General features: G+C 62.8%; 19 protein-coding genes. 7 read left to right on the forward strand and 12 right to left on the reverse strand.

Translation table 11 applies throughout. From position 1 onward, the window contains the following. Nucleotides 1–59: 59 nt before the first annotated feature. The 4 genes from AC0ZT5_RS12845 to AC0ZT5_RS12860 are packed head-to-tail and all read right to left on the reverse strand — an operon-like array spanning nucleotide 60 to nucleotide 4,161. A complete protein-coding gene (locus AC0ZT5_RS12845) occupies nucleotides 60–1,010 on the reverse strand; it encodes a glycosyltransferase family 2 protein (RefSeq protein WP_488496735.1) in 951 nt (316 codons plus the stop codon). Next, a complete protein-coding gene (locus AC0ZT5_RS12850) occupies nucleotides 1,000–1,950 on the reverse strand; it encodes a glycosyltransferase family 2 protein (RefSeq protein WP_488496736.1) in 951 nt (316 codons plus the stop codon). The genes AC0ZT5_RS12845 and AC0ZT5_RS12850 overlap by 11 nt, the downstream gene beginning before the upstream one ends. Next, nucleotides 1,950–2,945, reverse strand: coding sequence for a glycosyltransferase family 2 protein (locus AC0ZT5_RS12855; RefSeq protein WP_488496737.1), 996 nt, complete (start codon nucleotides 2,943–2,945; stop codon nucleotides 1,950–1,952). Before AC0ZT5_RS12855 ends, AC0ZT5_RS12850 begins: the two co-directional genes overlap by 1 nt. Nucleotides 2,946–2,970: 25 nt before the next feature. After that, the gene (locus tag AC0ZT5_RS12860; RefSeq protein WP_488496738.1) at nucleotides 2,971–4,161 is read right to left on the reverse strand and encodes a glycosyltransferase; all 1,191 of its coding nucleotides are present in this window, start codon (nucleotides 4,159–4,161) and stop codon (nucleotides 2,971–2,973) included. 185 nt (nucleotides 4,162–4,346) lie between these two features. Between AC0ZT5_RS12860 and AC0ZT5_RS12865 the strand changes: the two genes are divergently transcribed. Both AC0ZT5_RS12865 and AC0ZT5_RS12870 read left to right on the forward strand, forming a co-directional pair. Next, nucleotides 4,347–5,843, forward strand: coding sequence for a lipopolysaccharide biosynthesis protein (locus AC0ZT5_RS12865; RefSeq protein ID WP_488496739.1), 1,497 nt, complete (start codon nucleotides 4,347–4,349; stop codon nucleotides 5,841–5,843). Nucleotides 5,844–5,896: 53 nt separating this feature from the next. Next, a complete protein-coding gene (locus AC0ZT5_RS12870) occupies nucleotides 5,897–6,919 on the forward strand; it encodes a phosphoribosyltransferase (RefSeq protein WP_488496740.1) in 1,023 nt (340 codons plus the stop codon). A gap of 60 nt (nucleotides 6,920–6,979) precedes the next feature. On the opposite strand, the gene AC0ZT5_RS12875 is transcribed toward AC0ZT5_RS12870, so the two are convergent. The 8 genes from AC0ZT5_RS12875 to AC0ZT5_RS12910 form a co-directional block, all read right to left on the reverse strand. Next, complete coding sequence (locus tag AC0ZT5_RS12875) at nucleotides 6,980–8,059, reverse strand: glycosyltransferase (RefSeq protein WP_477281766.1); 1,080 nt, start codon at nucleotides 8,057–8,059, stop codon at nucleotides 6,980–6,982. A gap of 66 nt (nucleotides 8,060–8,125) precedes the next feature. Further along, a complete protein-coding gene (locus AC0ZT5_RS12880; protein ID WP_488496741.1) occupies nucleotides 8,126–8,575 on the reverse strand; it encodes a hypothetical protein in 450 nt (149 codons plus the stop codon). 14 nt (nucleotides 8,576–8,589) lie between these two features. Then, nucleotides 8,590–10,032: a GMC oxidoreductase gene (locus tag AC0ZT5_RS12885; protein ID WP_488496742.1), complete on the reverse strand. Its 1,443-nt coding sequence runs from the start codon at nucleotides 10,030–10,032 to the stop codon at nucleotides 8,590–8,592. Between the two features lie 67 nt (nucleotides 10,033–10,099). Beyond that, nucleotides 10,100–11,431, reverse strand: coding sequence for a UDP-glucose dehydrogenase family protein (locus tag AC0ZT5_RS12890; RefSeq protein WP_488496743.1), 1,332 nt, complete (start codon nucleotides 11,429–11,431; stop codon nucleotides 10,100–10,102). A 67-nt stretch (nucleotides 11,432–11,498) separates the two neighbouring features. Beyond that, nucleotides 11,499–12,362 (reverse strand): endo-1,3-1,4-beta-glycanase ExoK, encoded by an 864-nt coding sequence (gene exoK / locus AC0ZT5_RS12895; RefSeq protein ID WP_488496744.1) that lies wholly within the window; start codon nucleotides 12,360–12,362, stop codon nucleotides 11,499–11,501. Nucleotides 12,363–12,507: 145 nt separating this feature from the next. After that, complete coding sequence (locus tag AC0ZT5_RS12900) at nucleotides 12,508–12,909, reverse strand: hypothetical protein (RefSeq protein ID WP_488496745.1); 402 nt, start codon at nucleotides 12,907–12,909, stop codon at nucleotides 12,508–12,510. Nucleotides 12,910–13,198: 289 nt separating this feature from the next. After that, on the reverse strand, nucleotides 13,199–14,221 hold the full coding sequence (locus AC0ZT5_RS12905; protein WP_488496746.1) for a glycosyltransferase family 2 protein: 1,023 nt from the start codon (nucleotides 14,219–14,221) through the stop codon (nucleotides 13,199–13,201). Nucleotides 14,222–14,311: 90 nt separating this feature from the next. Next, nucleotides 14,312–15,442: a nucleotidyltransferase family protein gene (locus AC0ZT5_RS12910; RefSeq protein WP_488496747.1), complete on the reverse strand. Its 1,131-nt coding sequence runs from the start codon at nucleotides 15,440–15,442 to the stop codon at nucleotides 14,312–14,314. A 517-nt stretch (nucleotides 15,443–15,959) separates the two neighbouring features. On the opposite strand from AC0ZT5_RS12910, the gene AC0ZT5_RS12915 reads away from it, so the two are divergent. The 5 genes from AC0ZT5_RS12915 (at nucleotide 15,960) to AC0ZT5_RS12935 (ending at nucleotide 19,992) form a co-directional block, all read left to right on the forward strand. After that, entirely contained in the window at nucleotides 15,960–16,112 is a 153-nt protein-coding gene (locus tag AC0ZT5_RS12915) for a lasso peptide (RefSeq protein ID WP_095082854.1), read from the forward strand. 131 nt (nucleotides 16,113–16,243) lie between these two features. After that, on the forward strand, nucleotides 16,244–16,573 hold the full coding sequence (locus AC0ZT5_RS12920) for a PqqD family protein (RefSeq protein WP_488496748.1): 330 nt from the start codon (nucleotides 16,244–16,246) through the stop codon (nucleotides 16,571–16,573). A 124-nt stretch (nucleotides 16,574–16,697) separates the two neighbouring features. Next, nucleotides 16,698–17,075 (forward strand): lasso peptide biosynthesis B2 protein, encoded by a 378-nt coding sequence (locus AC0ZT5_RS12925; protein WP_477281748.1) that lies wholly within the window; start codon nucleotides 16,698–16,700, stop codon nucleotides 17,073–17,075. Further along, nucleotides 17,072–18,994: a lasso peptide isopeptide bond-forming cyclase gene (locus AC0ZT5_RS12930; RefSeq protein ID WP_488496749.1), complete on the forward strand. Its 1,923-nt coding sequence runs from the start codon at nucleotides 17,072–17,074 to the stop codon at nucleotides 18,992–18,994. Before AC0ZT5_RS12925 ends, AC0ZT5_RS12930 begins: the two co-directional genes overlap by 4 nt. Then, nucleotides 18,991–19,992: a phosphoenolpyruvate carboxykinase (ATP) gene (locus AC0ZT5_RS12935; protein WP_488496750.1), complete on the forward strand. Its 1,002-nt coding sequence runs from the start codon at nucleotides 18,991–18,993 to the stop codon at nucleotides 19,990–19,992. Before AC0ZT5_RS12930 ends, AC0ZT5_RS12935 begins: the two co-directional genes overlap by 4 nt.

The following is a 19,992-nucleotide window of genomic DNA, read 5'->3' on the forward strand; positions in this document are numbered from 1 at the left end:
AGGAGATCGACTTCAGTCCATTCACAAGCCACGAAAAATCCCTTCATGTGCCTGCATCTTCACCTCCCCACCCCAACGGCAAACTGTGCCGCTACTCTTCGCAACCGCTCGGCGATCGGCATGCCCATATGCCTGACCGCCGCCGGGTCGCTGAGCGCAGTCCGGATCGCCTTTAGCGGGGACCGCGCCTTGATGTGCTGAACCATAGACAGGAACGATGCGGCCTTGCGCAGGCTGCGGCTGCGCCGGGCGAACGCGACTTGCGCGGCCTCGTCCATCGAATGGGTTTGAGCGAACACGGCATCTGCCTTGCGCATCGCTTCGACGTGGTGAAGCTCGAGCACGCGGGAGATGGAGCCGCTGCGGATATGATAGGCATACCCGATCGTCGGCTCGACCACGCATTTGCCGCCCTTGGCCAAAGCGTTGGCGAGCAGGATGTAATCTTCGCCGATGCTCAGTTTTTCATCATAGCGAAGCTCGTTTTCGTCCAGGAACGCGCGCTGGAAGATCGGCTTGAGGTAGCCGAGATTGAACTTCGATTCGAAGACGACATTGCCGGCGATGTAGCTGGCCAGCGAGATTTCGCTCAAATCCTCCAGATAGCGCGTCGGAAACATCGCGTCCTCGACGACACCGTCCTCGCGAATGACCTGCAAATTGTCGACGGCAATCTCGGCGCCCGCCTTTTCGGCACGAGCGATCATGGCCGCGATGCGGTCGGGAAAAACGGCGTCGTCGGAATCGAGAACCGCGATCCATCTGCCGCGGGCGACATCGAGCCCGGCATTCCTGGCGCCGCCGGGACCGCGATTGTTGGCCAGGGCGACGACGCGAACGATATCCTGCGGACAGGCCCGCGCCACATCGAGCGTCGCGTCGCGCGACTTGTCGTCGACGACGATGATTTCGACGCTGACGTTTTTCTGCGCGATGGCGCTGGCGATCGCCCGATCAAGGGTCGCCTCGGCATTGTAGGCGGCGATGACAAAGCTGACGTCAGGCTGCACGCTTGCCCCCTTCCTGCGGCGAAGGCTGGCCGTAGAGGCGGATTTCGCGGATGCCGACAAGGCCGCTGACGACACCGACGTGCATAATGCCGCGCAGCACGCTGCGGTTCCGTCGAACCGGACTGATGACGACCGGAAGCGCAGAGGCGAAGCAATAGATGGCCTTTGCCGACGCCAGGCCGACCTGCTTGACCAGGGCGATGCCGCGCGCGTTGCGCCCCAGAAGATGCCCGTGCGTCTGCCCGACGCGGAAGCGTCGGCGCCCGAGCCAGTCGAATGCCGCCCTCGAGCGCGGCACCACCTCGTCAACCCAGGCCTCGGGCGAAAAGACGATGCGGCCGCCCGCTTTGTGCATCTGGTCGAAGAACTCGGTGTCCTCGCCGCCGGTCTGGCCGCGCGCCAGGCTGAAGCGGCGGCCACGCAGGCTTTCCGATCCCATGCGGAGCAGAACGTTGCAGGTGTAGCCGGTCTGGATCTCGCCGCGCACCCAGACGGGCAAGGTCGAATGGAAATCGCCGCGCCGCATCCAGTCCGGCGCATCCGGACGATAACGCGCCCTGACCGGGCCGAGCACGGCGGCTGCACCGCTCGCTTGCGCCGTCGCGACCAGTTCGGCGAGCCAGCGCGGCGTGGCCGTCTCGTCGTCGTCGATGAAAGCGACGAAATCCGCCGTGCTGGCGTCGAGGCAAGCGTTGCGGGCAATCGAAATGTTGCGCGCCGGGCAATGCTGATAGCGGACTGGCACCGTCAATTCCCGCGACAGCACCGTCACCAGTTCCCGGGCGGTCGGCGTGTCGTCATTGTCGGCGACGATGATGCTGATAGCGAACCCGGCCGGCATCTGCATGGCGTCGAGCGAGCGCAGCGTGTCCGCCAGTTCCGGCCGCCGGAACGTGCAGACGCCGATGTCGATGCTGAGGTTCTTAGCCGGCTTCACCATCATGCCACCCTGCGCCGCGACCCGAGGCCGAGAAGCTGCAGCCAGAAGCCGATCGACCAGCCAAGATGCATGACCATCGCCGAGACGCCGGCAAGCGCGATGTCGGCATTGCGTTGGCGGATGGCCGTCCACAGGCCGTAACCCTGGCACACCGAGGCCCACAGCAGCAGCGGCACCGCCGCCAGCCAGTGCAGGAATGAGAGCGCCGCCAGCAGCACGACCGGAAACACCAGGAGCGGCACCATCTGCCGGACCTTCGGGATGACGCGGTGCTTCAGCACATTCTTGGCGCGGCCGCGACCATAGCCGAGATACTGGAAATAGAGGCCGCTGAGCGAGGTGCGCGGGTAGTAGATCATATGAGTCTTGCCGCTCATCCAGATCTTGTAGCCGGCCTGTCTCAGCCTGTAGTCGAGCTCGGCATCCTCGTTGTGGCTGAACGTCTCGTCATAGCCGCCGACAGAACCGAACGCCGATATCCTAATCAGCGCGTGATGGCCGTGATCGACCCACTCTCCGGCGGAGCGGTGCCGGTGCTTGGAGCCGCCGGTGCCGAGCTTGGAATTCTGCGCCGCCGCGGCAGCCTTCTGCACGGTGCTGCTGCCGCTGGTCAGCATCGAAACGACAACCGAATCCGCTCCGGTGGCCAATGCCTCCTCGACCAGCCGGTCGCAATAGTCGTCGGGATAGCCGCCATGCGCATCGATGCGGATGAGATAGTCGGCACCTTCGCCGAAGGTGCCGACGGCGAGATTTATCGCCGCGCTCTGGATGCGCCGTTCGTTGTGAAGCAGGATAACGCGAGGATCCTTGCTTGCGATGTCCTTGACGATAGCCAGCGTGCCGTCGGTGCTGCCGCCGTCGGCGACGATGATCCTGGCGCCAAGCCTTGCCGCGGCGGGGCGCAGTTGATCGAGCAGCACACCGATATGGGCCGCTTCGTTCAGGCACGGAATAACGATCAGGCTGGATGAAGGTTTTTTAGTCTGCGTCATCAGCCTCTGTCCATGTTCAGTCATCCTACGCCAATGCCTCGGCTGCAAACGAACCGGATACGGCGGTCAGGCTGCGCAGCCGCTCGACAAGCGCCCGGCAATCGCTGCGGTCGTAGCTCCAGGTCCTCGGGTTGCGGGCAAGAACATGCGCCTTCAACCCGGCGAAACGATGCTCATCCATCTTGCCAAGCGTCGCTTCGAGCGCCTCGGGCGAAGCCTCCGGCAAGAGAATGCCGATATCCTGTTTGCTGAGGAACCGCCCGGTTTCGGTGTCGCCCATCGAGATCGGCACCGCGCCGAAGCGGCAGCCTTCGTAGAGGCGGTTGGGCAGGAGCCATTCGGAGTTCTGTCCCGCTTCGAAGAAATCGATCGCCCAGGAAAAATGGACGTCGCCATAGATCGACGCCATGTCCTCCGGATTGCGATAGGGCCCGCCAAACGAGAGCCACGGCTCTGATTCGACGAAAGCATGGAAATCCGAGAATTCGGACAGGGCCGGACGGCCGCGCAGCACGACCTCGAAGCGTCCCTCCATCCGGCGGGAGAAATCGGCCAGCAGTTGGAGCGAGCGGCGGCAGCGCAGCGCGCCGAACCAGCCGATTCGCCATGGCGGTCCGACGGGACTCTCAACCGCCTCAGGGCTAACGGGCGCTTCAGGGCTGCCGGGCAAAATCGCGGCTGCCTCGAAATACTTGTTCTCGACCAGTTCGATCGGCGCCGCGACCTGGCCGAATGGCTTGAAATAATTGGCGATGAAGGCAGGCGAACTGGTCACCAGCAGCTTCACGTCCCTGGCCAGGAAGCGTTCGACGGCGCGCAACGCCTTGCCCAGGACATCTTTGCGAAGCACAAGGCGATGAATGTCGAGGCACTCGTATACGATCGGAACCGATGCACCGAAGGCGGATCTGGCGCGACGGGCAAGCGCCAGCATTTCCAGGTTGCGCGCGATGATGAGATTGGGCCTGGGCGTGTCGCCAAGCCTGGAGCCGATCGAGAACGCGGCCTTGGCGATCGCCGCGAGCCGCTGGCCGAATCGCCCGTCACGCGTCGCGCCAAGGTCGATCGGCCGCAATCCCTCGATATCCGCAATCGGATTTGTGGTGCGACGGAAGCCGGCCAATGTGACCTCGGCCCCACCTGCCCTGAGCATTATGATCCTCCGGCGCACGGCCGGATCGGAGACGTCGTGCACAAGGTACAAGACATGCAGCATGAAAACTCGACCGCTGTTGGCCCACCCAAGGAGAGCCTAGTACAGCTCTTGCTGCATCGCAACATTTTTGGCGCGACGATCCACGTTTTCTGTTGCACTGCAAAATTATTGCCGTAGTTTGTCGTTGGCGGCGGTGGTGGATTTTTCGGGCTCAGAAATCCGCACAAAAGTCAGGAATCCTGAATTTGGAAGCCAATGCATTCGATCCGCCGGAAGGCTCCCTGCGCAAATCCGTTGGGCGCGGCGCGGTTGTCACGGCCATGGCGCAATCGGTGCGGGTCGCGACACAGATCATATCCGTCATCGTGCTGTCGCGGCTTTTGTCGCCGCAGGACTTCGGCGTCGTGGCGATGTGCGCGCCGGTGCTGGCCTTCATCGCGCTGTTCCAGGATTTCGGCCTGACCCAGGCGACAATCCAGAAGAGCGGGATCCGGCATGAGGAGGTGAACTACCTCTTCTGGATCAATGTGGCCGTCAGCGCGATTCTGGCCTGCGTGCTCGCGGGTGCCGCCCCTCTGGTCGCCGCTTTCTACGGCGAGCCGCGCGTGGCCGGCCTGGTGGCGGCGTTCGGGCTGCAGATCATGGCCTATGGGCTGGGCGCCCAGCACCTGGCGCTTTTGACGCGCCGCATGCAATTCGGCCGGCTGGCCATCATCGACGTCGTCAGTGCCATTGCGGGGCTCGCGGTATCGATCGCCTGGACTTTCATCGACCGCTCCTATTGGGCACTGTTTGCCGGCACGCTGACCGGTTCCGTGCTGCCGACGCTCTGCTACTGGGCAAGCTCGCGCTGGCGTCCCGGCCTGCCGCGCAAGGTCGCCGGAATCAGCGAATTGATCCATTTCGGCGCCGGCATCACCGGCTTCAACTTCGCCAATTTCTTTGCCCGCAACCTCGACAATGTCCTGATCGGCAAATACTGGGGCGAAGCCCAACTCGGCCTTTATGACCGCGCCTATAAGCTGCTTTTGTTTCCGCTGAGCCAGATCACCAATCCGTTGTCGAAGGTGATGGTTCCGGCGCTGTCCAGGCTGAAAGACGAGCCGGACCGCTACCGCAGCGCCTATCTGCGCGTCATGCCGCTGATCCTGCTGGTGGCACTTCCCGGCGTCGCCTTCGCCACCGCGATGTCGGACGTGCTGATCCCCTTCGTGCTCGGCGAGCAGTGGCGCGCGAGCGCCGACATTTTTCTGGCGCTCGGCTTTGCCGGGCTGCTGCAGCCGCTGAACAATCCGGCGGGATGGCTTTTCGTCAGCCAGGGCCGCTCCGGCGATTTCATGCGCTGGGGCATCATAACGGCCGTGACGTCGGTGCTGGCCTTCGCACTCGGCCTGCCCTATGGCGCGCTGGGCGTGGCGATTGCCTATGCGATCAGCGAGTATCTGAGGACGCCATTCCTGTGGCTCTATGTCGGCAAGAGCGGTCCGCTGCAGGCGCACCACGTGCTTCGTGCGGCAACGCCGTTCGTGCTTGGCGCTCATCTGGCGCTCGCCGCCATCTGGTTCATGAAGCCGCTGTTGCCGCAGCAGCATGTCATTGGCTTGGCCAGCGGCGCCGTTCTCGCCTATCTGATCACCATCGTCGTCGCCTTGGCATTCGCATCCGGCCGCGAAGCCCTGCGCGAGGCCTTGAAGATGCTGCCGGCAAGGCTGCCCGCGGCAACACCACGCGAGGCGCAATAGTTGGCGCGACCTCGACAGGTACGGACACTCAATGCAGGACCAGGTCTGACCCCATGCACTACCGATCGATTTCCGACATGAACGACGCCATCGTCAAGGGCCTGCACCGGCTGCCGCGCGACATCGACCTGGTCGTCGGCGTTCCCAGAAGCGGTGTGCTCGCGGCGACGCTGGTGAGCCTGGCGGCAAACATTCCGATGACCGATCTGGACAGTTTCCTGGCCGGGCGGATCTACACGTCGGGCATCACCAAGCGCCGGGCGGCACTCGACCGCAAGGTCTCCGAAATGCGCAAGGTGCTGGTGATCGACGACAGCGTCGCCGGCGGCAACGCCATGCGCGACGCGCGCTCCCGTATACAGGCTGCCGGCATCGAGGCCGACTTCACCTTTGCCGCAGTGTTCGGCCTGCAGCCGCAGCACCAGGAGACCGATGTCGTCTTCGAGGTCGTGCCGCATCCGCGCATGTTCCAGTGGAACTTCATGCATCACAAATTCCTGGCGCAATGCTGCGTCGACATTGACGGCGTGCTGTGCCTCGATCCGACCGAAGCCGAAAACGACGATGGCCCGGCCTATGAGAAATTCCTCAGCGAGGCGCGGCCTCTCCATGTTGCGACCCACAAGATCGGCTGGCTGGTCACCAGCCGGCTGGAGAAATATCGCGCGCTGACCGAGGCTTGGCTCGCCAAGCACGAGATCAAATACGACCAGTTGATCATGCTCGATCTGCCGAGCAAGGCGGAGCGGCAGAGGCTTGGTGCGCATGGCAGTTTCAAGGCCGATTTCTACCGCAAATCCAATGCCATCCTGTTCATCGAAAGCGAGCACGAGCAGGCGCTGAGGATCACCGAACTGTCCGGTAAGCCGGTGCTGTGCGTCGAAACGCATATGGTGAGTTTTCCCGACGCGCTGTCGCTGCCGGCACTTGGCCAGGCGGCCCGCAACCTGCCGGCAAGGCTGCGCCAGATCAACTCGCAAGAGGGCCGCAAGAGCGCCGCCAAGACTCTTGCCCGCGCCCTGCTCGGCGCCCGCGGTTACGAGACGCTGAAGAGCCGGGTCAAACGCCCGGCCTGATCCGCACGACGCTATGAGGCTTGCCGCGAGTTGCTCCGCGGCTGGCGCCGCGAGCCTGGGTTAAGCGGCTTGCCGCGCGCGCTGCTGTATCGCCCTGTCCACTATCGAGAAGAAGGTGATGAACTGGCGGTCGGGTTCCAGTTCGGGCCGCCCGGCGAAGCTGCGCGCGAGGCCCGAGACCCGGTCATATTCCTGGCTGTCGTTCCACAGCCGCCTGACGGCCGCGACCCAGTCGGCGAGCGGTGCATCGTAGTCGAGCACCACACCGCCTGAGCCGATCGCCTCGGGCAGACCGCCGCGCCGCGAGCCGACGACCGGGATTCCGCTGCAATGGGCTTCCGACGCGACGCGGCCCCAGGCCTCCTCCCATTTGCTGGGAGCAAGCAGGATCTTGGTGCGGCCGTAGACCGTCTTCATGTCGCTGGTGCGGCTCTCCAGCACGACATTGCCCAAAGGCGCGATCGTCTGTTCGATCCGCGCCCGATGATCGTCTTCCAGCTTCCAGCTTTCAACGAACAGGAACGGTATCTCGGGGCAGGCGCCTGCAATACGCACCGCAAGCTCAAAACCCTTTTCCTCATAGGGATTGATCAGCGTGACAAACTGGCCCGTCGTCGGCGTGCTGTAATGCGCCGGATTGATGGTCGGCGGGATCACCGTCGCGTTGATGTCGAACTCGTTCTTATAGGTGCGCGCGGTGAACTCGGAATTGGCGATGTAAAGCGCGGAACGCAGCTCGCGCAGATCGCCGCCCAGTTCATGGAATTCGACATTTCGGAGATAGACGACCAAAGGCACGCCCTCCGCCTGCAGCGCCTTGCCGATCGGAACCGATTTGTGACACTGGACGACGGCCACGTCCGGCTTCAGCCTGTCGACGGCAAAGGCCGCCGCTTCCCAGGGAAACCAGGCCCGCATCACCGGATAGCCGGGGTAGCTGTCGACGACCGCCGGCTGCCGCAACAGCTTCATCTTGGCGCGCGCCTTCAAGCCGAAGACACCGTCGCCGAACAGGGCGGCGAGCACCGCGGCTTCATGGCCATGTTCGATCAACTGTTCGGCCAGATGGTGGGTGCTCGACTGAACGCCGCCGCTGAACTCGGGTGGATAGCCGCTGCCACCTGCAAAAAGGACTTTCATGGGATCGGGCTCCTTGTCGCATATCGTATTTCGTTTCGAGGCACCGGCGGCGCCTCGCTTTCGACGTCAGGCGAGTTTCGGCGGCTCCAGATTCGCGAACGGATTGGTACAGGATTGCCAGCCGGTAAATCGGATCGGGTCATTGGGCGAACTGCGCCATGCGTAGTCCGTCAGCATATGGAATTCGGCGATGACCCAGCGATCGAATTGGATCAGATCTTCCCGCTTCTCCTGGGGCAGGAGGCGGCGGACGGCGCCCAATTTGAGCTCCTCGACCAGGGTGACGGCGTCGCTAAGCTTGTCACTGGGAAATATCCACGGGTTCCGGTTGCGGAACTCCAGCACGAACTGCTGCAGATGCTCGATGCGGATGTTGAGCCTGCCGAGGTATTTTTCGAGGGTGACGCGCACCAGGTCCTCATCGGAAAACGAGCTGACGGCGGCAAAGGCAACGCCCGTCGACACCACCCCACCGGCCACGATGGCCAAGGCCGAGCGTCTGGAAACTTCCATCATCCGATGCCCTCCTCTTACGCCATGCGGCTCGCCGCCCTCAGGGAGAGGGCCGCGGCGGTCAGGCTCGGGTTGGCGCAGGAACAGCTCGGATAGGTGCTGGTGCCGACGACAACCAGGTTTCTCAACTGGTGGTGGATCATGTCGCTGTCGATGACCGAATCGGCCGGGCCGGTTCCCATCCTCAACGTGCCCTGGACGTGCGATTCGGTTGGCCGGATGCCGCGATCGAATAGCTTTTCGACCGGCAGCGGAGCCAGAAGGTCAGGCAATTTCTCCAGCGCGCGGGCCATGCCCTTGACCGCGTAGTCCGACGGCGCCTTAAAGCTGACGAAGGCGTTGTCGTCTTCGTCGAGAGTGACGAAATTTTCGTGGTCGAGCAGGTTTTCGGTGACCACCACGAGCGGCAGCGCCTGGCGCAGCCGCCCCTTTTCGGCACGCATTCCGTGCTGCCAGCGGTTCTCGAAATAGACCAGTGCCGCCGCATGCTCGGATCTGTGCGGACCGTCATAGAGGCCGAAGTTCAGGCCGGTGGTGATGGTGCTGCCGTCGAAATTGTCGACACCGTCGAGATAGACCTCGAAATTCCAGCCGTAGGATTCGTGCAGGCCGCGGCCGACGAATTCGCCGCCCAGGCCGGACCGCAGCATGATCGCCGCGCTCTGGATGGCATTGGCACCGAGAATGAAAAGATCGCCGCTGACCTGGTATTCCTTGCCGTCACGCATGAACGTGACCGAGCGGACCGTGCCACCGACGTGATCGAGCCGTCGCACCTCCGCACCGAGGCAGACCGAAATGTCGGGATGCTCGAAGACATGCATCAAGCCGTTGTTGACGGTGAATTTAGCGTCGACCGGACACAGCCAGCAGCGCAGGTTGGCACAGCACGAGGTGCGCTGCGAGGTCGGCACACGCGCCCGAGCCGTCGGCATGACGAAATGCTGGCCGGGCTGCGCCGCCTTCATCATCCGGTCCGGCGTCGACATGCGATGCGGCGGTTGCGGGAACGGCTTCGAGCGTGGCAGCATCGCCGCCATGTCGGGATCGCCGGAGATCGACATGATGTCTTCGGCGTCGCAGTAGAACGGCTCGACATCGTCATAGCCGATCGGCCAGTCATTGCCGATGCCGTAGGTGCTTTTCAGCCTGAAGTCGTTGGGATGGAACCTTGGTGTCTGCGCGAACCAGCAGTTCGTTCCGCCACCCAGTCCGATGGTGTAATTCCACGGCTTGTCTGAATTGGTCTTGTAGGTCGTCTCGTCGTCGATGTCGGTGTTGGCATTCTGCTGCAGCTGCCATTCATGGGTGTTGTGCCGGCCCCATTCGAGCACCAGGACGCGTGCCTTTCGGCGCTTGGCGAACTCATGCAGGAAGAAGGCCGAGCCGAAGCCGGAACCGATCGCGACGACATCGAAATGATCGCTGGTGATTTGCTCGGGCTTTACGTCCAGCACCATCAGCCACAACTCCTTGCCGCGCCGGGCGCGCCCGGCGGATTCCAATTCCGGCTGTTCGCTCCCGGCCTCATGCCGCCATTCTGCCGATCGAGTGATATTCGATGCCGTGGCGGGCGATGACCTTGGGGTCATAGAGGTTGCGGCCATCGAAGATGATCGGCGTGGTCAGCGCATCCTTCATCGCGTCGAAAGACGGCGCGCGGAAACTCTTCCATTCGGTGGCGATCAGCAGCGCATCGGCGCCGCGCAACGCGGCTTCCTTGGTGCCGCACAACAACAGGTCGTCGCGCAGCCCGTAGATGTGCTGGCATTCCTGCATCGCCTCGGGGTCATAGGCCTGCACATTGGCGCCGGCGTTCCACAGCGCCTCCATCAGCGTGCGGGCGGGCGCCTCGCGCATGTCGTCGGTGTTGGGCTTGAAGGCCAGCCCCCACAGCGCAAAGGTCTTGCCCTTGAGATTGCCCTTGAAATAACGATTCACCTTGTCGAACAGGACGGATTTCTGCTCGTTGTTGCGTTCCTCGACAGCGCGCAGCAGCTTGGCGTCGAACTTGACGCCTTCAGCGGTCTTGATCAGCGCGCGCACATCCTTGGGGAAGCACGAGCCGCCATAGCCAAGCCCGGGATAGATGAAGTGATAGCCGATGCGCGGATCGCTGCCGATGCCCTTTCGGACCTCCTCGATGTCGGCGCCGAGCTGCTCGGCCAGGTTGGCCATCTCGTTCATGAAGCTGATCTTGGTCGCCAGCATGCAATTGGCGGCGTATTTGGTGAATTCGGCGCTGCGCACGTCCATCACGATCATCTTCTCGTGGTTGCGGTTGAAGGGAGCGTAGAGCTCGCGCATCACCGCTTCGGTGCCCTCGCTGTCGGTGCCGACGATGATGCGGTCGGGCTTCATGCAATCGGCAACCGCGGAACCCTCCTTGAGGAATTCCGGATTCGAAGCGACGTCGAAGGACAGGTCCTCGCGCCCTCTTTTCTTCAGCGTCTCGGCGACCCTGGCCTTCACCTTTTCGCAGGTGCCGACCGGCACGGTCGACTTGCCAACGATGATCTTGGGGGTGTCCATCTCACGGCCGATGGTCTCGGCGACCGCCAGCACATATTTGAGATCGGCCGAACCGTCCTCGCCCGGCGGCGTGCCGACCGCGATCATCTGGATTTCGCCGTGCCTGACCGCGGCCGCTGCGTCGGTGGTGAACTTGATGCGGCCAGCGGCATGGTTCTCCTTGACGAGGCTTTCGAGCCCCGGCTCGAAAATCGGAACGAACCCCTGGTTGAGCCGCTCGACCTTGTTGGCGTCGATGTCGACGCACACCACCTGGTGCCCGACTTCGGCAAGCACCGCTGCCTGCACGAGACCGACATAGCCAATTCCAAAGACCGTCAAATTCATTCGAGTTCATTCCCATGCAAGGCAGCGGACCGCTCTCGGCCCGGCCAGTTCAAATCGACTTTCCCAACTACTTTATGCTGCATGCCAGCGATTCTGGAAACTGACAGGGCTCGCCCAAGGCCGTGAACGCCACGCGATCGATCTGCATCGTGAGCTTGCGGCCTGGATCGGCGAACGCTCCCATCCAACCGGTCATCTTGTCGCTGCCCCAAAGGCTGAAGAATATCTTCTGGGCATGCGTCGGCAATTTCGCCGGATCGGTGATCGTGTTGACCAGTTGGCCGTTGACATACCAGCGCAAGCTATCCTTCTGCCAGACGAAGGCATAGTCGTTGAAGGCCTTGTCGGTGCCGCCCGCCACGTCGACCAGCTTCTCGTTGTTGCCCTTGCCGGCGATATAGGCGTTGACCTGTACCTTGGAGGTGTCCTTGGTCAGGACCTCGAAGTCGATCTCATCCCAGGGCTGCTTGTCGGACGGACCGATATAGGAGAAGAACGCCGCATTGAGACCGGAGCCGGTGTCGGTCTTTATCCGCGCCTCATAGGTGCCGTAACCGAAGCGCTGCTTGGTCTGGATCTCGCCGCAGGCGTAGTCGCGGTCCTTCAGCTTCTGCTTTTCGAAGCCGAGCGACAGCACGCCGTCGGACAGCGCGACCAGGCCTTTCGACCAGGTGCAGTTTTGATGACTGCCATTCGACCAACCGTCGGAAACATACCAGCGTTCGCGATTGAAGCTGGTGAAATCATCGACGAATGAAGGCGACGTCGGAATATCCTGGGCATGGGCAGGGGCCGTCACCAAGCTCCCAAGAGCGGCGAGCAGCAACGCGCTGATCGCACTCAACCGCCTGAGGCCGGCTTGTCTGGCCTGGCGTGTGAACGGCGTTCCGCCGGTTGCGATGGTCGACATAGTCTTCGGATTCGAATTCATACCAAACTCACCTTTGTGCTGTGCATCCCCAACCCAAAGTCGACGTTCGAACCACTACCTGAACGGGCCAACCTTGACCTCCTGCTTGACCCTCCCCTGTCCTGCCTCGCATCAAATCTGTTGCAACAATTCCGAACCCTCACGTTCAACCTCTGCCGGCGCCCGCAGGTCTGGTGTACTCGGCGGTGATGGCCGAATCGGACGCCGTATTATCGTCGAAGACCGTATCCAGCGAATGACGGAGTTCTTTCATCATGCCGTTCTGGCGCGACAGCTCCGCGATGCGGCGTTCGCAATTCAGGATCGACTTCGTCAGCGCGCTGACTTCGGACGACCGGCGGTCGGAGGTGGAGCCGTTCTCCATCGCTTCGACCAGGAAAGCGGCGTTGGTCGCCTTCGTCCGATAGCGATTCTCCAACCCGGCTCTCTCGGCCTCGATCTCGGCTGCGATCTGCTCAAACAGCTTTGCCAGGCGATCAAGGCGTGAACCATCGGTCTGGCGGTCGCGGGCCGGATCCCTAGATCTGAAACCGAAAATCGAAGCCATGAACTTAGATTCCTGTCATCGCCGGCCAACGGGCCGGGCTTCTGGCCGATCCCCGCAGCCGGGGCTCAAAAACTCATACTGCTCTGTCCTGCTCCCCTGAGGGAGAGACATCAGACCAATCCGATCGGGGGCCAGTTCGGCTGGTCGTCCAATTTGCTGCACCGCAACATAGACTGCCATCGTCTGGGCCGCGAGGCAACCACCCAGTTCGTAAACTCATAAATCCGACCGAAATGGTTTGCGCGATGAGCTTGTCGCCGGCGGGTCAACCCGGACGAAACGGACAGTTTCACCGCTCCTTGCCGGTGCTGGTGCCGGCCATCAAAAAACGCAATGGCGGCACGTGCTTGTGCCTGGACACGAGGCCGACGCGGCGAAACAGCGCCTCGAGCTTGTCGGACGCCACGCCCTGGACGATGGGGACGAGGTTGGATTGGCTGGCAAATGCGTAGGCCGCTGCCGATGCCAGCCCGTGCTCGGCCTTGACGTCGAGGAAATTGCGCAGCCGGTATTTGTCGCGCACGTGCCGCTCGTGCCGTCTCAGCACCGCTTTCGAGCCTTCCGGCAGACTGTCGATCGCCAGCAGTGCCAGATCGGCATCGGCCAGACGCTTCAGGTCCTGCGTCTTGTGGCGGCCGCTGAGCGAATCGGCGCGGACGATGGCGCCGTAGCCACACGAGCGGATGACCTTGAAGCGCGCCCCGCAGGCGACAGCGCGGGCATAGAGTTCATAGTCCTCGCCGAGCCGCAGGTTCTCGTCATAACGCAACCCATGGCGATCGAGGAAGGCGCGGCTGATCACCGGCTTGAGGAAGCCCAGTTCGCCCCTTTGCACGCGGCGCCTGGAGATATTGCCTTCGACGAAGCGCTCGAGATCGAGGAATTCCGGATCCGCGGCAAATTGCGGGGCGACGATTTTCGTCGCGTCGCCGGTTGCATCATCCCTGATGAGCATGATGTTGTCCGCCGCGAAATCCCAGTCGGCGACGGCAAACAGGTTGCGAAACCGGCCTTCGAGGAAAAAATCGTCGGCGTCGAGAATGCTGATGAACGGCGATCTCGAACTGGCGATAGCGGCGTTGCGGGCGTAGGAGGGGCCGCGATTGACATCGAGGCGCATCACCGCAAGCCGGCCGCTGCCGTCGTCGGCGGATCGCGCGACGGCCGCGGTGTCGTCGGTGGATGCGTCGTCGACGACGACGACTTCCGCCACTTCCGGTTCGCGCAACGCGGACGCGATGGCGACGGCGATTGTCGCGGCCGCGTTCTTGGCCGCGATGATCACGCAGACCTGGGATTTCGTCATCGACATGGATTAGCCTCTCGTACAGGTGATACCGATTTGTGTTCGCCCCGTACCCATTCGATGCCCGATTGCCATCAGCGCCAGATCTGTGTTCATTCAACGACCGCCCGGCCGTTCAAAGATGCGGCGGCTGATATCGGCGGACGCCGCCCAGCCGGCTTCCGCCAGATAGCGGACCGGCGCGCGACCGCACAGTTCCCACAGCACCGTTCGCCGCTGCGGCCACCGAAGCGACGACAGCCACGGCGCCATGACCATGCTGAGCAGGTCCTCGTTGCCGATGCGTGACAGGATGCGCGTCGCACGCTCCGACAGCAGCGTGCCGGCACCGCCGAGCAGTACATCGGCTGCGCGTATACCAAGCAGCAGCGTATCGTCCAGCCCCTGCGCCACCGCGGCGTCGAGCACAAGCCGCTGGTCCGTCTCGTCGAGGCGGCCGGCGCTGGCGCGCACGTCACAGACATAGCCCGCGCAGGGTTCCCGGTTGAACAGCGCCTTGGCGACGCTGATGCAGGACAAAAGCAGCGTATCGGGGGCCGAGGTGAACGGCACCGTCGCGCCGGCGATTTCGACCTGTCGCTTTCGCCGCAGAAACCCGTCCGCGTCGCGCGGGCTGGGCGAGCCGGGCTGCTGGAGGCGGTAGTGGAGATCGACAGTGGAAGGTCTCGGTCCGTCGCCGCGCGTCATATGCTGTTCGCCGAGGAAGCGAACCCACCAGACGGAGCGCGACTTGCCGGCGACCTCATAGCCGATCGAGCGCAGCGCATCCCGCGCCTTGAAATAGCCGACCGGCGAGACCAGAATGTCGACATCGCCCGAGGGCTTCATGAAGTGGTCGTCGTAGAGAAGCTGCTGCTGGAACGGACCCTTCAGAAAGACGAAATCGATCCGGCTTTCGCGCAGCACCTCATGGATCGCTATGGAGTCCATGATGCAGGACGCGTTCATCGAAACCGTCCTCCTGCGGTAGCTGTCCAGCCAATGGAAAAGCTCGGGCGGTCTGTCACTGACAGGCGCGCGTGACAGGGCCTTGAGGACAAACGTCGCGACCTTGTTCAGCCTGGCGATGTCGGCAACATTGGCACCGCCAGGGCCGGGCATCGATACGTCGCGCGTGGTGGCTCCTGCCCCGGCGAAATACAACCGCAGGCAGGCCCGCACATAGGCAACCTCGTCGGCACAGTCGGCGGCGCGCAGTCGTTCATAGGAACCATCCGGCAAGGCCATTTAGCGCACAGTCTCCCAAAAAAGCGATTTGCGCGGCGCGTATGCTGCAAGTGCGAAGCAAGCATCACCAAAATCCTTGATGGCGTAAAGCCTTTCCTTTTGCAGTGCAGAATTTTACAACCTGAGCGTTTACCGACACTTCTGAAAAGACGGTCACAACGGCTGTTGAAATACCGCCCCTACCAAGGCGTTTTCAGCTGGCCTCACCATGGATTTGCCGGCTGAGTTCACCCTATTAGGAATGCCTAAAATAAAGGCACTTCGCAAATGTTTTATTCAAGCAAAATCAAATGCTTAAAGAATTGGCATCGACATGGTCGCCAAACATAGGGAATCGGTCTAGAAGACGTCATATTTTAGGCATGACCCACACATAAGGTGCTCGCGCAACCCGTAATTGATTAATGCCTGGTAAATCAGGCTTGACTCATAAATACTGCCATGCAGCTATTGCGCTGCAGCATGCAAGTGCTGACGGCACTCGACAAGCCGTTTCCAGTCCTTATTGGAGAGTAAAATGGAACAGAATGTTGAAAAGCAAGAATACGAGACGCCAAGCCTGACGGTGCATGGTTCGATCGAAACCATCACCCAGGGCGGCGGCGGCAGCACGGCGATCGACGCGTCTTTCCCCGCGCATACGCCGATCGGCGACCTGACGTTTTCCTGAAGCCTATCGCAATTACTCAGAGTGATGACGTTGGGTCTCTGGGTTTAAAAAATAAGAGAGTCGGGGGCACTGCCTCCGACTCCCCTTTCATTGCCTGGAACTGCGAAGCGTAGTGTAAGCGAGGTTTTGGGATGAACTGGAAGCAAGCCGGCCAGGAGTTGGCCGACCAAGTTTTGGCCGATTACAATCGTGTCAGTGCGACCAAGGATGCCGTGGCTTGCGAGTTCGGCGATGGCTTGGCGCTGCTCAATCTGAAATCCAACATCTACTACAGCCTGAATGGTGTCGGCGCCTTCATCTGGGATTTGATTCAGGAGCCCAGGTCGATGGCAGAGATCCGCAGCGCCGTGCTTGCGCGCTACAATGTCGACCCGGAGCGCTGCCAGGCCGACGTCGAGGCACTGCTGAGGGGCCTGGCCGATAACGGGCTTGCGAGGCTTGATCATGAGGAACTTGTCTAAGCAGGTTCCGCATAAGGCCATGGTTTTGCGGCAGGAACCCGCGACCGAAAGGAGCCCCAGACAGAGAAAGCGCCGGCAAGGCCGGCGAAGCCTGTTTGGGATTCTCTCCCTGAGCGGCTCGGAAATGATCTTCCTCGGCCGCTGCCTGCTGGTGGTCGCGGCGGTTCGGCTGGGGCTGACACTGTTGTCCTACAACCGTGTTCGCAGCCTGGTGACGCGGCTTGACGCGCGACAGTGCGCCAGCATGGGCGAACTGCGGCGCGTTGCCTGGGGGGTTGCCGCCGCGGCCCGTTTCGTCCCTTACGCCACGTGCCTGACCCAGGCGCTTTCGGGTCAATACATGCTTGCTCGACAGGGCAACGCCTCGAAGATACGCATCGGCATCGAACGCGGCACGGGCGAGCAACTCAAGGCGCATGCCTGGCTGGTCAGCGACAATCATATCGTGCTTGGCGGATCGATCGACGGTTTCGCCCATCTGGTCGACCACGGCAGCCGATGAGCGGCGTGGCCGGAATCCTGCTTCGACAGGGGCCCGCCCCAGCGGTCGCGGCGGCCGATATCCAGCAGATGCTGGCGCGCATGCGCCATCGCGGCCCGGACGGAAATTCGTGGTGGCTGGACACCGGCATCGCGCTTGGCCACGCCTGGCTCAACACCACCGATGAAGCTGGCCCCGGTCCGCTGACGATGGCCGACGGCAAGCTCGCCATCACCGCCGATTGCCGGCTGGACAACCGCGACGAACTGCTGGCCAGGCTGGGCATCCGCTACAGATCGGTCGCCGATGCGACCTTGCTGATGCGGGCCTATCTGCGTTGGGGCGAAGGCTGCCCCGTGCATCTGCAAGGCGATTTCGCCTTCGCCATTTGGGATGCCGAGCGGCAGCTGCTGTTTTGCGCGCGCGACCATTTCGGGGTCAAGCCGTTCTACTATCATGCGGCGGATCGGCGTTTTGCCTTTGCCTCGGAGATCGGGCCGATCCTTGGCGTCGAGGGGGTCGGCAGACATGTCAGCGAGCACCAGATCTCGGGGTTTCTGGCCGGACTTCCCGATGATCCGCAAGCGACACCCTACACCGACATCTTCGCCTTGCCGGCGCGCCACAGCCTGACCGTCACCGGCCAACAGGTGACGCTGCGCCGTTACTGGCAGATCGAGCCGTCGGCTCGACAAACGCGCTCGGATGCGCCTGAGGAATTCGCCCATCTGTTCTCGCAATCGGTGCGCAACCGCATGCGCGGAACCTCCGCGGTCGGCGCGATGCTGAGCGGTGGCCTTGATTCCTCATCGATCGCCTGTGTCGCCGGCCTGCAGAACGCCGCCGGGCGCAAGCCGAGGCTGCCCACCTTCTCGCTGATTTTCGAGACGGGCTCGTCGATGGACGAGCGCCCGTTCATCGATGCCGTGCTGGATCAGCAGAAGGTCGACGGAACGCTGATTCCAGTCGGCAACTATGCGCCATTCGCCGAATTCGAACGGGTGCTGGAAGAACAGGAAGGGACGTTCCTGGCGCCGGGCCTGACATTGACCCGCGGCATCTACCGGACTGCCGGCGCCAAGGGCATCAAGGTGCTGCTGGACGGCCACGGCGGCGACGAGGTCGTTTCACAAGGTCATGGCCATCTGCACGAACTTGCCAATGCCGGCAGATGGATGGATTTGTGGCGTGAGGTCCGCAGCGCCTCCGACACCTATGGCGACAGCACGCTGGGCCTGTATCTCCAGTTCCTGACCCTCTACGGGCCGGCCTGGCGGATCGCGAAGCTGAGACACCTGGCAAACCGCGCCGTGAACAAGCTACGCAAGCCGGCGCAGGCGCCGCGCGGCCGCGGCTGGCGCGACTTGATCAACCCGGATCTGGCCAGGCGCACCGAGCTTGTCGACCGATTTCACCGGGCCGGATATATGCCGCCCGGCGTCCAGGCCAGCGACGCCTTGAGCCATCGCTGGATCCTGTCGAACGGTTATGTCCCGCATGCTTTCGAGGTTCTCGACAAGGCCGCGGCCAATTTCGGCGTCGAGCCGCGCTATCCGTTCTGGGACAAGCCGCTGGTCGAGTTCTGCCTGGGCCTACCCGGTGAGGAAAAGCTCAGCCACGGCTTTGGTCGCTATGTGCTGCGCCGTGCCATGGAAGGCGTGCTGCCGGCAGCGGTTCAATGGCGGCGCGACAAGATCGACTTCACCGCCAATCTCGTCAACGGCATGCTGCGCAACCACCGCGACCTCTTGGAACAGCTGCTGATCTCGGATGCGAGCCGCATTGCGCCCTACGTCAATCTGCCCCAGGTGAGTGCTGCCTATGCGCGGCTGCTGCGCCAGCCCGATCGACCGGCGCCTTTGGATGTCCAGTATGTCTGGCGCTCGGCATCGCTGTCGCTCTGGCTGCGGCAGCTCCAGCACAGCGGGAGCCCCGCATGATGGCGCGCAACGGGCCGCTCGCCTCATACAGCGATCATCCCCGTCCGCATGGCCGGATCACGAGAGAGCGCCGCTTCTACCGCGCCTATGGCCTGACCATCGCGTCAGAGGTGACGTTGCCCGAACTGGAGCCGGCGGCGCCTGGGGCGGCGGACGTCGTGATCGCCGTCGGCCCGATCGACCTGCTGAAACCCAGCTTGGAAGCCGCGACCGAGTTTCGCTTCGAGGCGGAGCGGCAATATCTCGCATGGCATGCCGTCGGCGCATTCCTGATCAGCGATGGCTGCCGCATCGACGTCGAGCCGGCGCCCGGTGTCGACGACACGCTGATCGCGTTTCCGCTGCTGGGTCCGGTGATGGCGCTGCTGCTGCACCGGCGCGGCCTGCTCGTCCTGCACGCCAGTGCCATTGCAGTCGCCGGCACGAGCGCCATCTTCATGGGCGACAAGGGCGCCGGCAAGTCGACGACGGCAAGCGCGATGATCCGGGCCGGACATGACCTGCTTGCCGATGATGTCGTGGCGCTGGACCTGGCCAATCCGGGTGAGCCGATGATCGTTCCGGGTTTTCCGCAGATCAAGCTGGCGGCCGACGCTGCGGCGGCGATCTCGCTCGGAGAAGCCGAGGTGCGGCCGCAAGTGCATCCGGCGATCGACAAGATGCAGCATCGCCTGAATGGCGCCTTTTCCGGCGACAATGTGCCTGCGACTCGGATCTATATCCTTGAGCGCGGCGAAAAGGCCGCCATCACGCCGTTGCCAGGCATCGCCGCCCTCCCAGCCATCATCAAATTCTCCTATGTGACGCGGTTCGGCCGCGCGGCCCTGCCTAGCGACCTTGCAGAAGTGCATCTTCGCCAATGCGCGCGGCTGGCGGACCAAGTCGGCGTTCGCCGCCTCGAAGTCCCGGCGGGTCTAGACAGGATCGGTGAGGCCGTGGACCTGATCGAAAGGGATCTGGCGGCTGGAGATCCGACGGCAGGTCGTTGGCGGTCGTGA

Source organism: Mesorhizobium sp. CNPSo 4670 (assembly GCF_057784235.1).

Coding starts and splice junctions, on each gene's coding strand:
- AC0ZT5_RS12850 (WP_488496736.1), bottom strand. CDS start 1,950: ATGGTGAAGCCGGCTAAGAACCTCAGCATCGACATCGGCGTCTGCACG.
- AC0ZT5_RS12855 (WP_488496737.1), bottom strand. CDS start 2,945: ATGACGCAGACTAAAAAACCTTCATCCAGCCTGATCGTTATTCCGTGC.
- AC0ZT5_RS12860 (WP_488496738.1), bottom strand. CDS start 4,161: ATGCTGCATGTCTTGTACCTTGTGCACGACGTCTCCGATCCGGCCGTG.
- AC0ZT5_RS12870 (WP_488496740.1), top strand. CDS start 5,897: ATGCACTACCGATCGATTTCCGACATGAACGACGCCATCGTCAAGGGC.
- AC0ZT5_RS12875 (WP_477281766.1), bottom strand. CDS start 8,059: ATGAAAGTCCTTTTTGCAGGTGGCAGCGGCTATCCACCCGAGTTCAGC.
- AC0ZT5_RS12880 (WP_488496741.1), bottom strand. CDS start 8,575: ATGATGGAAGTTTCCAGACGCTCGGCCTTGGCCATCGTGGCCGGTGGG.
- AC0ZT5_RS12885 (WP_488496742.1), bottom strand. CDS start 10,032: ATGGTGCTGGACGTAAAGCCCGAGCAAATCACCAGCGATCATTTCGAT.
- AC0ZT5_RS12890 (WP_488496743.1), bottom strand. CDS start 11,431: ATGAATTTGACGGTCTTTGGAATTGGCTATGTCGGTCTCGTGCAGGCA.
- exoK (WP_488496744.1), bottom strand. CDS start 12,362: ATGAATTCGAATCCGAAGACTATGTCGACCATCGCAACCGGCGGAACG.
- AC0ZT5_RS12900 (WP_488496745.1), bottom strand. CDS start 12,909: ATGGCTTCGATTTTCGGTTTCAGATCTAGGGATCCGGCCCGCGACCGC.
- AC0ZT5_RS12905 (WP_488496746.1), bottom strand. CDS start 14,221: ATGTCGATGACGAAATCCCAGGTCTGCGTGATCATCGCGGCCAAGAAC.
- AC0ZT5_RS12910 (WP_488496747.1), bottom strand. CDS start 15,442: ATGGCCTTGCCGGATGGTTCCTATGAACGACTGCGCGCCGCCGACTGT.
- AC0ZT5_RS12915 (WP_095082854.1), top strand. CDS start 15,960: ATGGAACAGAATGTTGAAAAGCAAGAATACGAGACGCCAAGCCTGACG.
- AC0ZT5_RS12920 (WP_488496748.1), top strand. CDS start 16,244: ATGAACTGGAAGCAAGCCGGCCAGGAGTTGGCCGACCAAGTTTTGGCC.
- AC0ZT5_RS12925 (WP_477281748.1), top strand. CDS start 16,698: ATGATCTTCCTCGGCCGCTGCCTGCTGGTGGTCGCGGCGGTTCGGCTG.
- AC0ZT5_RS12930 (WP_488496749.1), top strand. CDS start 17,072: ATGAGCGGCGTGGCCGGAATCCTGCTTCGACAGGGGCCCGCCCCAGCG.
- AC0ZT5_RS12935 (WP_488496750.1), top strand. CDS start 18,991: ATGATGGCGCGCAACGGGCCGCTCGCCTCATACAGCGATCATCCCCGT.